15 protein-coding genes are annotated in these 14380 nt (G+C 69.6%); 2 read left to right on the top strand and 13 right to left on the bottom strand.

The genetic code is table 11. From position 1 onward, the window contains the following. Nucleotides 1-24: 24 nt before the first annotated feature. The 12 genes from AB0C62_RS09160 to AB0C62_RS09105 form a co-directional block, all read right to left on the bottom strand. Nucleotides 25-507, bottom strand: coding sequence for an SRPBCC family protein (locus AB0C62_RS09160; RefSeq protein ID WP_362971084.1), 483 nt, complete (start codon nucleotides 505-507; stop codon nucleotides 25-27). A 22-nt stretch (nucleotides 508-529) separates the two neighbouring features. After that, on the bottom strand, nucleotides 530-1765 hold the full coding sequence (locus AB0C62_RS09155) for a beta-ketoacyl-[acyl-carrier-protein] synthase family protein (protein WP_362971082.1): 1236 nt from the start codon (nucleotides 1763-1765) through the stop codon (nucleotides 530-532). After that, nucleotides 1765-2004 carry a phosphopantetheine-binding protein gene (locus AB0C62_RS09150; protein ID WP_081220508.1) on the bottom strand — a complete coding sequence of 80 codons (240 nt, stop codon included), beginning with the start codon at nucleotides 2002-2004 and terminating at the stop codon, nucleotides 1765-1767. The genes AB0C62_RS09155 and AB0C62_RS09150 overlap by 1 nt, the downstream gene beginning before the upstream one ends. Nucleotides 2005-2063: 59 nt before the next feature. Continuing rightward, a complete protein-coding gene (locus AB0C62_RS09145) occupies nucleotides 2064-3089 on the bottom strand; it encodes a beta-ketoacyl-ACP synthase III (protein WP_362971080.1) in 1026 nt (341 codons plus the stop codon). Further along, nucleotides 3086-4141, bottom strand: coding sequence for an acyl-CoA desaturase (locus AB0C62_RS09140; RefSeq protein WP_362971078.1), 1056 nt, complete (start codon nucleotides 4139-4141; stop codon nucleotides 3086-3088). The genes AB0C62_RS09145 and AB0C62_RS09140 overlap by 4 nt, the downstream gene beginning before the upstream one ends. Next, nucleotides 4138-5121 carry a VlmB-like protein gene (locus AB0C62_RS09135; protein ID WP_362971076.1) on the bottom strand — a complete coding sequence of 328 codons (984 nt, stop codon included), beginning with the start codon at nucleotides 5119-5121 and terminating at the stop codon, nucleotides 4138-4140. The genes AB0C62_RS09140 and AB0C62_RS09135 overlap by 4 nt, the downstream gene beginning before the upstream one ends. Before the next feature lie 2 nt (nucleotides 5122-5123). Beyond that, nucleotides 5124-5747 carry a flavin reductase family protein gene (locus tag AB0C62_RS09130; protein WP_362971074.1) on the bottom strand — a complete coding sequence of 208 codons (624 nt, stop codon included), beginning with the start codon at nucleotides 5745-5747 and terminating at the stop codon, nucleotides 5124-5126. Then, nucleotides 5744-6238 carry a hypothetical protein gene (locus AB0C62_RS09125; protein WP_362971072.1) on the bottom strand — a complete coding sequence of 165 codons (495 nt, stop codon included), beginning with the start codon at nucleotides 6236-6238 and terminating at the stop codon, nucleotides 5744-5746. Before AB0C62_RS09125 ends, AB0C62_RS09130 begins: the two co-directional genes overlap by 4 nt. Then, complete coding sequence (locus tag AB0C62_RS09120; protein ID WP_362971070.1) at nucleotides 6238-6795, bottom strand: SRPBCC family protein; 558 nt, start codon at nucleotides 6793-6795, stop codon at nucleotides 6238-6240. Before AB0C62_RS09120 ends, AB0C62_RS09125 begins: the two co-directional genes overlap by 1 nt. Nucleotides 6796-6797: 2 nt before the next feature. After that, entirely contained in the window at nucleotides 6798-8084 is a 1287-nt protein-coding gene (locus AB0C62_RS09115) for an aminotransferase class III-fold pyridoxal phosphate-dependent enzyme (RefSeq protein WP_362971068.1), read from the bottom strand. Between the two features lie 9 nt (nucleotides 8085-8093). Next, nucleotides 8094-9230, bottom strand: a complete 1137-nt coding sequence (locus AB0C62_RS09110; RefSeq protein WP_362971066.1) for an acyl-CoA dehydrogenase family protein — start codon at nucleotides 9228-9230, stop codon at nucleotides 8094-8096. 91 nt (nucleotides 9231-9321) lie between these two features. Next, nucleotides 9322-10992, bottom strand: a complete 1671-nt coding sequence (locus AB0C62_RS09105; protein WP_362971128.1) for an aldehyde dehydrogenase family protein — start codon at nucleotides 10990-10992, stop codon at nucleotides 9322-9324. A 219-nt stretch (nucleotides 10993-11211) separates the two neighbouring features. Between AB0C62_RS09105 and AB0C62_RS09100 the strand changes: the two genes are divergently transcribed. After that, entirely contained in the window at nucleotides 11212-12210 is a 999-nt protein-coding gene (locus AB0C62_RS09100) for a DUF2156 domain-containing protein (protein ID WP_362971064.1), read from the top strand. 101 nt (nucleotides 12211-12311) lie between these two features. Here the strand turns inward: AB0C62_RS09100 and AB0C62_RS09095 are convergent, their stop codons facing one another. After that, entirely contained in the window at nucleotides 12312-13076 is a 765-nt protein-coding gene (locus tag AB0C62_RS09095) for an AfsR/SARP family transcriptional regulator (protein ID WP_362971062.1), read from the bottom strand. An 828-nt stretch (nucleotides 13077-13904) separates the two neighbouring features. Between AB0C62_RS09095 and AB0C62_RS09090 the strand changes: the two genes are divergently transcribed. Then, entirely contained in the window at nucleotides 13905-14321 is a 417-nt protein-coding gene (locus tag AB0C62_RS09090; protein WP_362971060.1) for a glycosyl hydrolase, read from the top strand. Nucleotides 14322-14380 lie beyond the last annotated feature (59 nt).

Below are 14380 nucleotides of genomic sequence, written 5' to 3'. Positions count from 1 at the left end.
CCCTTCACCCGTGCTCTCTGCTCCCTACTGCTCCAGCGCCGCTTTCAGCCGCCCCAGGGTCGCCCGCATCCCCGCGGTGTTCGCCCGGTGCCGTACCGCCGGCTTGGTGCCCGTGAAGAATCCGAGCAGTTCGGCCGGCCGGCCCGTGCGTCCCGTCCGCAGGTCCTCCCAGTACTCGGTGACCCGGGTGCCGTCCTCCTCGGGCGCGAACCGGTAGCCCCAGAGGGCGATCGGCAGGCCGAAGCTGGTGACGCGGAAGGCGAAGTCCCGGCCCTCCTCGGCGCGGACGACCCGGCAGTCGGTGAACCAGAGCCAAAGGCCCTTGCGGTTGAAGCCGGTGAACCTGGTGCCCCGGGTGACCGGACCACGGCCGTGCACCCACACCCCGACGCACTCCGGGGAGAACGTGGCCATCTTCCGTACGTCGCTGATCGCGCGGTAGGCCCGCTCGGGGGTGGCGTGCACGAGCACGCTCTCCTCGACCTGCCATCTGCGTTCCTCGGACACGTCCCACGACTCCCGTTCGCTGTCAGGCCCTGGTGAACACGAGTACGGCGTTCTGCCCGCCGAACCCGAAGGAGTTGCTCACCGCGACCTCGACCGGCAGCTCGCGGCCCGCCTTGGCCACCACGTCCAGGTCGACCTCCGGATCGAGGCTCTCCAGGTTCGCGGTGGGCGGGACGAAGCCGTTCTCGATCGTGAGCACCGTGGCCACGGCCTCGATCGCCCCCGCGGCGCCGAGTGCGTGACCGACTACCCCCTTGATGGAGGTTACCGCCGGGTGCTGTCCGACGACCCGACGGATCATGCGGGCCTCGGACACGTCGTTGAGCGGTGTGGAGGTGCCGTGCGCGTTGACGTGGGTGACGTCCGTGCCGTCGACCCCCGCGTCCGACAGGGCGCTGCGGACGGCGAGTTCGGCGCCGGCGCCCTGCGGGTCGGGGGCGGTGGCGTGGTGGGCGTCGGCCGAGGCCCCGTAGCCGCTGACCATGGCCCGTATCCGGGCGCCGCGGGCCTTCGCGTGCTCGGCGCGTTCGAGGACGAGGACGGCGGCGCCCTCGGCCGGCACGAAGCCGTCGCGGTCTGCGTCGAAGGGCCGGGAGGCCGTGGACCGGTCGTCGCGGCGCTTGGACAGGGCGCCCATCTGGCTGAAACCGGAGACGATCGACGGGACGAGGGGAGCCTCGGTGCCGCCGGTCACGACGATGTCGCACAACCCGCTGCGAAGCAGTTCGCGTGCCATGCCGATCGCGGTGGTCCCGGAGGCGCAGGCGGTGGCGGTCACGAAGTTGGGGCCGCGCGCCCCGCACTCCATCGCCACGTAGCCGGCGGACATGTTGATGGAGAGCATCGGGATGAGCAGCGGCGAGACCTTGAGGGGGCCCTCGTCCCGGAGGACGTTGTGCTGCTTCTCCCAGGCGGCGGCGCCACCGATGCCGTTGCCGAGCACGACGCCGACCCGGGTGCCGTCCCAGGTGGACGGGTCGAGGCCGGCGTCCGCGATGGCCTCCGCGGCCGCGGCGATCGCGAACTGGTTGCAGCGGTCGAGGCGCCAGGCCTTGCGCCTGCCGACCGCCTGGGCCGGGTCGAAGTCCGGCACGGCGCAGCCGAAGTCGGCGGGCGTCCCGTCGAGTGCGGGGACCGGGCCGGCGGCCGTGCCCTCTCCCTCGCGGATGCGCTTCCAGGACGTCGGGACTCCGATCCCCGCGCAGCTCACCATCCCGACCCCGGTGACGGCGGCGTCGAAGGGGGAGGTGCCCGCCATCAGACGGCCACGCCCTTGGCCTCTATGACCTCCGCAGCGCGGGAGATGGTGTCCCGCGAGCTGATGTCCTCGTCGTTCACGGGCACCCCGAACTCCTCCTGGGCGGCCAGGGACAGTTCCACCATGGCCAGCGAGTCCAGTTCCAGGTCGTTGAAGGTCTGTTCGGGGCTGATCTCGTCGGCTTCCAGACCGAAGCCGGCCTGCAGCAGCTTGACCATGCGGTTGTAGACGTCGCTCATGACTGCATCTCCTGTTGGTCGTGGTGGGTGTGCGGTGGGTCGCTGATGAACGCCGTCGGTCAGGCCGGCTGGATGTCCGGCCAGATCAACGTGCACGCGCCCCAGGTCAGGCCGCCGCCGAAGGCGGTCAGCAGGACGCGTCGGCCCGCGCTCAGGGCTCCGGAGCGGTCCGCGTCGCCGAGGGCGAGCGGGATGGACGCGGCGGCGGTGTTGCCGACACGGTCGATGTTGACGAAGCAGTCCGCACGGTCGACGCCGATCCGGTCGGCGACGGCGTACAGGATCCGCAGGTTGGCCTGGTGCGCCACGACGAGGTCCGGCAGCCCTCCGGTCCAGTCCGTCCGGGCGGCCAGCACCCGGCGCGAGGACTCGGCCATCCGCTCGACGGCGTTGCGGAAGACCGCCTTGCCGTTCATCCGGAAGTACGGGTCGGCCGCGTCCCCGGCCGTCGGGTACGGGTCACGGGATCCCCCGGTGCGTACGGTGATCAGGTCGCTGCCCGTTCCGTCGCTCCCGAGGTCGAAGGGGCCGAGCGCGCCCGGCTCGTCCGGTTCGCCTGCGCGCAGCACCACCGCTCCGGCACCGTCGCCGAAGATGGCGCGGCCGGAACGGTCCTCGGGGTCGAGGATGCGCGAGAAGGTCTCGGCGCCGATCACGAGGACGCGTTCGGCGGTGCCGGCGGCGATGAGCCCCGCCCCGGCGGCGAGCCCGTAGAGGAAGCCGGTGCACACCGCCGCCACGTCGAACGCCGGTACCGTGCCGAGCGCCAGTCGCGTCGCCACCAGAGGAGCGGTCGCCGGGCAGGGGTGGTCCGGGGTGGTCGTCGCCACGATGACCGCGTCGACCGCCGAACTCCCTTCCGCAGAGGCCGATTTCAGGGCGCGGCCGCCCGCCTCGACCGCGAGGTCGCTCGTCGCGGTGGAGGCGTCGGCGATGTGCCGCTCTCCGATGCCGGTGCGGCTGCGGATCCAGGCGTCGGAGGTGTCGACGAGCTTCGACAGTTCTTCGTTGGTCAGCGCGTACGGGGGGACACAGGTGCCGAGTCCGCACACGATCGCCGCCCGGCCCGTGCCCGTCGCGTTCATGAGACCCCGCTCTCCAGCCGCGCCACCTCGTCGCTGACCTCGTCGAGGTAGTCGGCCACCTCGACGTAGGACTCGATGATCGACACCTCCACGTACGGCAGTCCGCTGCGCAGGCAGAACTCCTTGACGATGGGCTGCGCCTTGCGCAGGTTGGTGCGTGGCATCGACGGGAACAGGTGGTGCTCGATCTGGTAGTTGAGCCCGCCGTAGAAGAAGTCGCTGAACCGGCTGGGCTTGAGGTTGCGGGAGGTGACCACCTGGCGGGTGAGCCAGTCCAGGTCCTCCTTCTCCCCGTCGCGTACCGGCATGCCCTTGTGGTTCGGCGCGAACATCAGGCCCATGTAGAAGCCGAACACGGCCTGGTGGAGGGCGAGGAACGCGATCGCCTTGCCGGGCGGCAGGAGGGAGAACAGCGCGGCGACGTAGAGCACCAGGTGCAGGGTGATGACGGTGAGTTCGGACTTCTTGTACTTGGTGAGCGCGCCCCTGCTCGCGGCCACGTAGCCCGACATGTGCAGGCGCAGGCCCTCCAGTGTGATCAGGACGAAGAACATCCAGGACTGGTGGCGGACCACGAACCGCTGGAACGGTGTGGTGCGCTTGACGCGGTCCCCGGCCTCGAAGATGACCTGCCGGCGCAGGATGTCGGGATCCATCGAGAGGTGGTTGGGGAAGTTGTGGTGGGCCGTGTGGTGCTTGACCCACCAGCCGAAGCTGACGCCGGTGAGCAGGTTGCCGTGCACATAGCCGATGATGTTGCTGGCCTTGCGGGTCCGGACGATCTGCCGGTGGCCCGCGTCATGGCCGACCAGGTCGGTCTGGCCGAACATCAGGCCGAGGAACACGGCCACGGCCAGCTGCCACCAGGTGTCACCGAGCAGTGCGAACGCCGTCCAACCGGCCGCCAGGAGAAGAAAGTTGAACGCGATCTTGTAGACGTACCAGCGGGGGCGGGTGTCCATCAGGCCGGCGTCCTTGACCAGCCGGGTGATCTCCTCCAGGGTGCCGGAGCCCTCGGCGTCCCGTACTCCCCTCTCGTTGACGGTGGTCATATCGCTTCCTCCAGGCCCATGTAGAGGAGCCGCTTGCGCTGCATCGACTCGGACCACTCGTGGGCCGTCCCCACCCGTTCCTCGATGGTGGTGTCGACGAGGCGACGGCCCGGCCAGATCTCGTAGTCGCCCGCGAGGTCGCGGTGCGCGTCCAGGCCCTTCTGGAAGAGGGTCTCGCGGCGCAGCGTCATCTCCGTGGCGGGCAGGTTCTCCCACAACTTGCGGCCACGGGTGATCAGTTCGAGGATGCGTTCCTTGTCCTCGGGGTGCGCGAGCAGGTGCTCGCGGGCGACCGAGCTGCCGACCGTGAGGTGGCGGATCTCGTCGATGCCCGCGCCGCGCTCGACGTCGGCGGCGGCCGGGTCGAAGATCCGCCACTTGAGTTCGGAGAGCTGTGCGGCAGGGGCGAGGACGCCCTCGACGAGGATCGTCAGGACGACCACTCCCCCGATGAAGTCCTCCTGGTCGCGCAGGACTTCGAGGCCGAGGTTCTCCAGCGGCACGAGCACGGCGTCACGGTCGGCGGCGGCGAGCCTGTCGATGGTGGTGAACAGGTCCTGCCGGGCGACGCCGAGGCTCAGCAGATGGTTGCGGAACACCATCGAGTGCCGGGCCTCGTCCATCAGCTGGGTCGTGTAGAACTCCATCGTCGCCGTGTCGGGCGCGAGGGCCACCATGTAGCCCAGCGCGCGCGTCGCCTTGTCCTCGGCGATGGAACGGAACGCCAGCTCCTGGGTGAGCGCCTCGTTCAGCGGCCCGGGACGCCGGGTCACCTCGTGCGGTCGTACGTTCTCGTCGTGGCCGAGGACCTTGCCGCGCAGGGTGCCCTGCGGCACCGCACGCAGCCAGTACTGCAAGTCGCATTCGGCGGCGGTCAGTTCGAGGGAGTTGGCGCCGTCGACCAGCGACGGCGCGTGGTCCCAGTCGGCTTCCGACGGGATGGCGGGATCGGGGGCCGTCCCCGTGGTGGTGTCGGTCATGGTCAGCTCCGGGTCGTGTCGTCGGGCGGGGCGGCGGCCAGGGCGGTGGAAGCCGGGGCGGCGGGGGCCGGAAGCCGGTGCAGGGCTCCGGCGAAATTGACCAGCGGGACCTCCGCGGAACCGAGCCGGGCGTCGGTCACCAGGCCGAGGACCAGCTCGTGGTCACCGGTCGGCACGGTGCGCGTCACCCGGCACTGCAACCAGCCGACGGCCCCGCCGAGCAGCGGCACACCGTCGGCGGTGTGCCCCGCCCAGACGCCGCGGCCGGGCCGGGTGAGCCCCTCACCCCGGTCGGAGCGGGCGAAGTGCCGCGCGAGCGGGTCCTGTTGGCTGCCCAGGACGTTGACGGCGAACGTGCCGGCCGCCAGCAGGGCGGCGAGGCCCTGGCTGTCCCGGCGCAGGGCGACCGAGACCATCGGCGGCTTCATCGAGGCGAGCGTGAGGGTGCTGACGGTGACGCCGTGGGTGCCCTCGTCGCGGCTGCACGTCAGGACGGTCACGCCGGTGGCGAACGTGCGGGTGGTGGCGCGGACGGAGGCGGTGCGGCTCCCGGCCGGCCAGTGGGCGGCAGCCGTGTGCGAACTCGGAGAAGCCGCGTTCGCCGAGGTCGTACTCGCGGATGTCATGGCGTCGGCCTCGCGTCGAGTTGCTCGATGAGGCGGCTGCCGTCGACGGCGGAGGCGGCGAACTCGGACCGGAAGCGCTGGAACGCAGGGTTGGCCACCGGCTCGAAGTCCAGGCCGAACGGCTTGAGGAAGTTGCCGAACAGGGCCCGGTCGCCGAAGAGATGGATGGGCAGCACGAGCAGCGCCCACTCCGGTCCGGCGAGCCAGATCCAGGCGAGCGCGACGATCGTCTGCGTGGCCAGGCTGTGCATCGTGTTGTAGAGGACGTAGTAGACCTTGGAGATCGCCTTGTCCTCGCTGCGGTGGTAGGCGATCGCGCCCGGGATGTAGCCGATGAGGTCGATGTAGAGGAAGAGGGCCACGGCCGGCAGCCACCGCACCTCGGTGAGGTGCGCGAGGAAGAAGCCGACCGCGACGGCGAGACCCACCGCGTACTCGACGCGGATCAGCCGGTAGGTGACGGGGCTGTCGAAGGTGTTCTTGGCATCCATCAGACGGCCCCCGCTGTCATCGCGGTGGGGGCGTCGTCGCCGTTTTGGAGCTCCGCGGCGCGCTCGCGGGCCAGTTCGACGGCCCGCACGAGTGCCTCGTCGCCGACGACCTCGGCCTTGGCGAACAGGCTGGTGACGACCAGGCCGATCGTCTCGCGGAACACCCGTTCCGCGACCGGGTCGAGGATGCCCGCGAGGCTCGGGATGCCGAAGTCGAACTCGGTGAAGAAGTCGATCAGGCTGTCCTCGCCGTCGGCGCGCACCTGCCAGGTGCCGGTGAACTCGGCGAAGTCCCCGTCGGTCTGGGTGAAGGCGATGGTCAGGCCGGCCCGGTCGATGGTGTCGGTCTCGCTCCAGCGCAGGATGCCGTTGCGGAAGTACACCTCCCAGTCGCTGTGTTCCTCGGCCGCCCCGCCCGCCGACCCGGCTGCCCGGGTCACCGTCACGGACCGTACGACTGGGGAGAGTTCGGGATAGCTGGCGAAGTCCTTCACGCGGTCGAACGCATCGGCGGGTGCGACGGCGACCGCGCGGATCGTGACCTGTGCGCTGCGCATGGTCAGACACCTCCTGAGGTCGGTGTGTAGCGGGCGGCCTGGGTCCGGCAGGCGCGGTCCATCGCCTCGTAGAGGAACTCCAGGTCCGTGCTGTCGAGCACGGCGGGTGGTGTGAGGCGCAGGACCAGATGGGAGTTGAGCGAGTGGTTGGCGATGACGCCCTGCTGGATCAGCTCGATGAGCAGGTCTCCGGCCGGCCCCGGCTCGGCGAACTCGATGCCGAGCATCAGCCCGCGCCCGCGCACCTCGCGGACCACCTCGCCGAAGTGACCGACGACGATCGTGCGCAGTCGGGTGAGGATCTCCTCGCCGAGCGTCCTGGAGCGGGTGACGAGGTCGTTGTCCTTGATCGCCTCGATGGCCCCGCGCGCGGCGGCCATGGCGAGCGGCACCCCGGAGAAGGTGGAGGTGTGCAGGTACGGGTCCTGGTCGAAGGCCTTGAACGCCGCCGGAGTGGCCACGACCGCCGACACGGGGACCACGCCGCCGCTGAGTCCCTTGCCGACGAGCAGGATGTCCGGCACCACGCCCTCGGCGTCCGCGCCCCACCAGGTGCCGAGCCGTCCGAGGCCCGTCTGGATCTCGTCCAGCACCAGAAGAGCGCCGAACTCCGCGCAGAGCGCGGCCACTTGGGTCAGGTATCCGGCCGGCGGTATGACCACTCCGGCCTCGCCCTGCACCGGTTCGACGAAGACGCAGCCCTCGCCCGGGATGCGTGCGAGCACGTCGCGCAGGGCTTCGGCGTCACCGTAGGGCACGTGTGTCGTGTCGGGCAGCAGGGGTCGGAACGGGTCCTGGAAGAGGCTCTTCCCGGTGAGCGTCAGGGCGCCCATGGTCTTGCCGTGGTAGCCGCCGTGGGTGGCGACGAGTCGCGTCCGGCCGCGGGTGCGGGCCAGTTTGATGGCCGTCTCCACCGCCTCGGCGCCGGAGCCCGCGAAGTGGACGCGGCTCAGGCCCTCCGGGACGACGGACACCAGGGCGTCGGCGGCGAGCGCGGCCTGCGGCTCCAGGAAGATGCGGGTGGCGACGGGGTGGGTGTGCAGTTGTTCGGCCACCCGGCGGATGACGGCGGGATGCCGCGCTCCGGTCAGAAAGACCCCGTAACCACCGCAGTTGAGGAAGCGGCGGCCGTTGCTGGTGGTGACCCACGCTCCTTCGGAGGCGACCTCGACATGGCCGCCGAACATCTCGCCGAGGGTGGCACGGCCCTTGCTGAGCCGGCTGCGGTAGAGCCGCCCGAGTTCATGGCGGTCCGGCAGAACGTCCGGTGCCAGTGGGGTGATCGTCACGCTGCCTCCTCAGGCCAGCCGAAGCGGCTTGCCCGCCACGTGTTCGAGGAACGGGCCCTGGAAGCTCGTGCGGGACGGCGGGTGGAAGGTCAGCCCGTGCGAGACGGCCGCGAGGTAGGCCACGTCGGAGGAGGTGATGAAGGCCATGCCGCCCAACAGCTCCACGGCCCGGTTCACCGCCTCGCCGAGCGCGTCCTGTACCGCGTAGCGCGCCACCAGGGTCTTCGCGAGCGCTTCGTTGCCCCGCTCGCCGTCCATCACCATCCGGGCGACGCCTTCGAGCAGCAGGTTCGCGGTCTCCAGTTTCGCGATCAGGTTCGACCGGTCCGACTCGCCGCCGCGTCCCGACCGGTACAGGCGCTCCACCAGCGCGGAGACCATTCCCACGTACGCGGCGGAGATGAGCAGTTCGAACCAGATGAACCCGACGGTCTGTAGTTCGTCGAGCTCGCCGGCCTCCCCGAGTTCGGTCCGCATGATCAGCTGCTCGTCGACGAACACGTCCGTCAGCCGTACCTCGTTGCTCTCCGCGCCCGCCAGCGCCCAGCTCTGCCAGAACGGGTGGCTGGTGATGCCGTCGGTCTGCCGCGGTACGAGCAGCACCGCCATCTCGGAACCTCCGTCGGCCGTGGGCAGCGCCACGCTCGCCGTCAGCAGGTCCATCGACTGTGAGAGGCTGCACGGCTTCTTCGAGCCGTTGATGACGAACCCGCCCTCCGCACGCTCCGCCCGCATGGTCGGCGTGAGGATTCCCTGCGAGGGCTTCCCCTCGGCGAATCCGGAGGCGACCAGGAGGTTCTGCTCGGCGATGCCTTCGAGCAGCGCCCACTCCATGCCGCTGCTCTTGATGGAGTCGGCCAGCGTGAAGAGGGTGGCCACGGAGAAGTGGTGCATCGTCGTGGCGACGGCCAGCGAGGGCGAGACGGCGCCGATGGCCCGTACGACGGCGAGCGCCTGCAACGGGTCCGCGCCGGCGCCCTGGTACTCCTTGGGAATCACCAGCCCCGGGCCCTTGGCGGTACGGAAGTGAGTGAGGCCGGGGCTCTCCGGCTTCTCCAGATCGGCGAGCGGGATGTCATCGAGGTTCTTGAGCAGGCCGGGCAGATAGCTCTCGCAGATCTCCCGAGCCGCGTCCAGGGAACGCATGGCTTCCTCAGGGTCGGTGGATGTTCGGAACGCGGGGGACACAGAGGTACGGGGATACGGGGATACGGGGACACAGCCGCCGCTGCCGGTGCTACCGGGGCCGGCCGCCGCCGAACACGGCCTCGCGGGGGCGCAGCCCCTGCACGCTGACGCTGACTCCCTGTACGTGGGAGGTGCGCAGGATCGGGTAGTTGGCCTCGCCGAACACGCCGCCGGTCAGGCCCGTCCCGCCGTGGGTGGGCAGGTAGGGCAGGAAGCCGATGTGCGAGTCGTTCACCTTCAGCAGCCCGCCCTTGGTGACCCGTGCGGTGAACCGGTCGATCACCGAACGGTCGTCGGCCCAGAGCGAGTTGCGCAGCCCGTACTCGTTGCTGTTGACCCAGTCGATGAACTTCTCCAGCAGTTCCTCGTCGTCGCCGTCGGCCCGTGCCGCGACGACCACGGGGAGCAGCGGGAAGAAGGTCTCGTGGGCCACCGCCCGTACGTCGCGTGCCCCTTCGAGGCCACGTACCAGGACGACAGTGGGTTCGAGGAAGATGCCGGAGGAGTCGCGGGCGCCGTCGAGCTGCATGGCGTGGCCGCCGCAGACCAGTTCGGCGCCCGAGTCGAGGGCGTCCTGGAGGCAGGAGAAGAACTTCTCGTTCCGCAGCACCGGAGTGAGCAGTACGTCCTCGTCACCGGCGTGTCCCGGTTTCACCAGGGCGCTCTGGCGGGCGAGTTCGGCGGTCAGCGACTCGGCGATGTCGGGGTGGGCGAGCACCTGGTTGGGGATCATGCACAGTTGCCCTGAGCCGTAGAAGCTCTCGGTCAGAGCCTCCGCGGCCAGCTGGACGTCGGCGTCCTTCCAGACCACCACCACGTCGTTGCCCGCGAGTTCGAGGATCGGCTTCTTGCCCGCGGCGACGCAACGCTCCTGGAACCGGATGCCGTTCTCGCTGCTGCCGAAGTACATGATGTCGTCGACGTGCGGGCTCTGCAGCCAGGCGTTCAGCATCGGCGCCGGGTCGCCGCACACCACACCGAGGGTGCCGGGCGGGGCTCCGACCTCCTCCAGCGCGGGCACCACCACCTCGTGCAGGACGTACATCACTCCGAGCGGTGCGCTGCGCGGGGCACGTACGACCAGGGCGTTGCCGGCGAAGAGTGAGGTCACGCCGAGGAGCGCGCTCGAAAGGGGCGCGTTCTGCGGAGGGTTGAGGCAGACGACCCCGTCGGGCTGCCGGCGTACGGAGATCTCGCGGGCCCCGTGCCGGAACTCCTGGAGCATCTGGGTGCGGTAGAAGCCGAGCGACTCGGGCCCGAAGCACTCCAGCATGCCGGAGACCTGCCAGCGGGCGAGCGCCAGCGGATGGCCCTCCTTGACCAGGATGTCGATGATCTCCTCGGCCCGGTCGGCGAGCCGGTCGTGGAGCAGCGTGCCGAGCTGTTCGAGGCGTACGTCCAAGGGGACCGCGGACCATTCGCGGCCGGCCCGGGCGGCGGCCTGGAGCGCGTGTTCGACGGTCTCGCGGTCCGCCTTCGCCACCCGGCCGACGATCGTGGACGGCAGCTCACCTCCCGCCGGTCCGCCGTGCCACTGGCCGCGCTCCAGCTTCCGCTTCAGCGTCAGATTCGTGAAGGCGTCGTCGAGCAGTGCCGCCGCGTCCAGGACGTAGACCCATTCCGTACTCGGAATGTTCTTTCCGTCGACATAGGAGAGATACGTCGAGGCCCCAGGAGCGAGCACGACATCCTCCTGGGTGAGCGGCGCATCCCCCGCCATTTGCGTGCCGTTCACGCGGTCCCCGCTTTCTTCATCCGCTTCGAGCAGTCGGAGCATTCTTCTTCCGGCTGCGCTCAGTAATCTTCCAGCGAGGGCTGAGAAGGCTCTGAGACGGGGCTGAGACGAACGTTTCAGGAGCATCGAAGCCGGCGGTCCGAGTATCTGCGGGCAAGGAATGTGAAGGTAAGTCGGCGTACGGCCGGGCGACAGGGGAACGAGATGTCAACGACTGAGGAATCGGTAGCCTTCGACTCCGTCGCGCAACCGCTGCGGAAGTATGCCGAGAACCCGAGCGCTTTCCTGGCACTGAACAGCGGGACCGAGTATTTCCTCGCCCCCGGCACGGAGGGCTTCGTCGCCTACCGTTCGGCGGGCGGTTATCTGGTCCAGTTCGGTGGGGTGTTCGGTCCCGAAGGCGAACAGGAGAAGCTCCTGAAGGCCTTCCTGGAATTTGCGCGTGCCAAGCGGCGCAAAGTCTGCGCGATCCAGCTCCAGCGCTCGGACGCCGACCTCTACGCCCGCTGCGGATTCACCGTGAACCAGGTGGGTTCCTCGTTCTCTTTGCACCTGCCCGCGTTCACGCTCAAGGGTTCCAAGTTCATGAAGCTGCGCAACAAGATCTCCCGCGCGAAACGCAGCGGACTACAGATCGACGAGGTCGCGTACGACGACGTCGCCGGCGAGATCGACGCCCTCGACCAGCGCTGGCTGCGCAGCAAGGGCAAGCACGTCAAGGAGATCGAGTTCCTCGTCGGCCAGTGCGGTGGGCCCGCGCAGCGCGAGCGCCGCCTGTTCGTCGGCCGCGTCGAGGGTGCCGTCGTCGCGTACATCTCCTACTCCCCCGCGTACGGCTCCCGGGCCGGCTGGCTGCACGACCTCAGCCGCCGCGACAACGACGTGTCCCCGGGCGTGATGGAGGCGGTGAACGCTCACGCCATTGACACCTTCCGCACCGAGGGTGCCGAGTGGCTGCACTTCGGCTTCACGCCGTTCACCCGCCTCGACCCGGGTGTCGAGGTGTCCGCCGCGAGCCCCGTGACGGCGAAGTTCATGCGCTTCCTCGCCGATCACGGCGAGAAGGTCTACCCCTCGGCCAGCCAGCTCGCGTACAAGGAGAAGTGGGCGCCGCAGCTGGTGCTTCCCGAGTACCTGGCCTTCCACGGGCGTCCGCGGTTCGGGGCGATCTGGCAGATCCTGCGGGTGACCAAGTCGATCTGACGCCGCCCGGGGAATCCGGCCTCCGGGAAACGGACGCCCACGGCCCGACGCCGGGCCATGGGCGCGTCTCCGCCGTCGCGCGGCGACCGCTCCGCCGCTGTCTACCGGGTCCGGAGGGGTTCCTGCCGGAGGATCTCCTGGAACCTGGCGCGAAGGGCGTGCCCCGGCTCCAGGCCGAGCCCCTGGGACAGCCGCTGCCGGGTCCGGTGGTAGGCGTCGAGCGCCTCGGCCTGCCGGCCCGTGCTGTACAGCGCGGTGATCAGCTGCTCGCAGAAGCGCTCGCGCAGCGGGTACTGGGCGTGCAGCTGCTCCAGCTCGGTGACCACGTCGCGGTGCATGCCCAGCGTGAACTGGGCCTCGAAGAGCTGCTCGTAGGCCGTCAGCCGGGTCTCGGTGAAACGGGTGGAGGCCATCCGGCACAGCATGCCGTGGCCCGCGTCGAGCAGTGCCGGTCCACGCCACAGTGCGAGCCCCTCGGTGAGCAGTCGGACCGCGCCGCCGGGGTCGGAGTCCTGAAGCAGCGCGGCCCTGCGGACCAGGTCGCAGAAATGCAGGGCGTCTATCCGGTGGTCCGGTATCGAGAGGATGTAGCCGAAGTTCGAGGTGCCGATCAGATCCCGCTGACTACCCATCCCGGTGCGCGCCGCGATAATGCGCCGTAATCGTGCCATGTGACCGTGCAGTGAATTGTCGGCGTCACGTGGCGGGTTCTCTCCCCACAGTTCGTCGATGAGATCGTTGCGTGAGACGGGACGGTTCGGCGTCAGGGCGAGGGTCGCGACAATGGCGCGCAGTTTTTCCCCCGGAATCTTGACCGATATATGCTCGTCGGCCATCTCCAACGAGCCCAGCAGATGGATCTCCATTTTCGCTCCCACGTCTGACCACTCAGGGCGGACACACCGCTGTGACGGGACACCACCGTCCCGTCACACCAAGGAATGCAGGGGAAAGTCGACGCCGCACCGGCGGCATCGAGGAATCGACAGGACCACCGCACCGACCCCGGGATCTTCAGTCGGAGATCACGTGCGGGAGATTCGATGCGAAGGAGAAAATGGAACGACGTCCGTCACAGCGGACAGCCTCGATGGGCATCCGGATCAATGACTCTCGCCTTGCCCCGTGAGGCACTTTCAGCAACACCGTGAGTGGTAGCGACTTCCCCCGTGGCAACCATGGCCTGAACAGTAATTCTCGCGCCCGGGAAGGGTCAACACGTTCGGCTCGCGTCGGCGAGTCGCCCAAACCGCCGAGACCACGGATTACCCGATTCCACAACAGGTCAACGAGCGGCAAAGACCGCTGGCGGGCATCGATACAACCCATTCGAACGGGATGTCGAGACCCGCTCACCCGCCGCGGGGCGCGTGACGCGCGTCACGCGGGGTGGAGCGAGCGGTGGGCGGGGGGCGGCCTTGTCGGGGTGAGCGCCGCCGTCGCGTGCGGAGCGTAGCGAAGCAGCCGGACAGGCACCCGCGCCTCCCGCAAGGTCCCGCCTGTCACTCCGCCCGCCCCCAAACCTCCGTCACCCGTTCGAGCTGCAGGTTTCCATGGTGCTGGAAAGGATGGTCTTGTTCCGGGCCGGCGATCCACGATGGGGGTCGACGGGCCGTCAGGCACCCGGAGTGACGGGGTGGCGGGCGGGCCCGTCGGTCTCGCTTCACTCCTTCGCTCGGAAGAGGACAGCCAACATGCAGACGAACAAGCGAATCGCCGGTGCCGTGTCCGTGGTGGCCCTGATGTCGGGGCTCCTCACGGCTGCCGGTGCCACGACCGCCGGTGCCGCGGACGGGTGCGGCAACAACAACGGGCTGACGCAGTACACGGCGTTCGGCACGCAGGGTCAGGGCTTCGAGCTGCGCCGCAACGGGTCCGGCAACAACACCTGCGTGTGGGGCCGCATCGTGGGCGGCAGCCCCGGTATGCACATCTGGGTGGACCGCAGCAACGACGGCGGCCGGACCTGGCAGGGCCACCTCGGGGAGGCCACCATCACGAGCGGCGGCAGCGTGTGGACGGAGGCCTTCGCCGATCGCAACGGCCAGGTGGCCCGCGCCTGTGGCGACTCGGGCTTCAACACGCCCATCCGCTGCACCGGTTGGTACTAGACGGAGCGGCGAGCCGGCCTCCTGTAGCGGGTCGTGAGGGCGGTTGTGGCGGCGGGCGC

The sequence above is a fragment of the Streptomyces sp. NPDC048643 genome (genome assembly GCF_040650615.1).
In the GTDB taxonomy this organism is placed as follows: Bacteria; Actinomycetota; Actinomycetes; order Streptomycetales; family Streptomycetaceae; genus Streptomyces.
The sequence above is the reverse complement of the archived record's forward strand: the minus strand, read 5'-3'. Positions and strand labels throughout refer to the sequence as shown.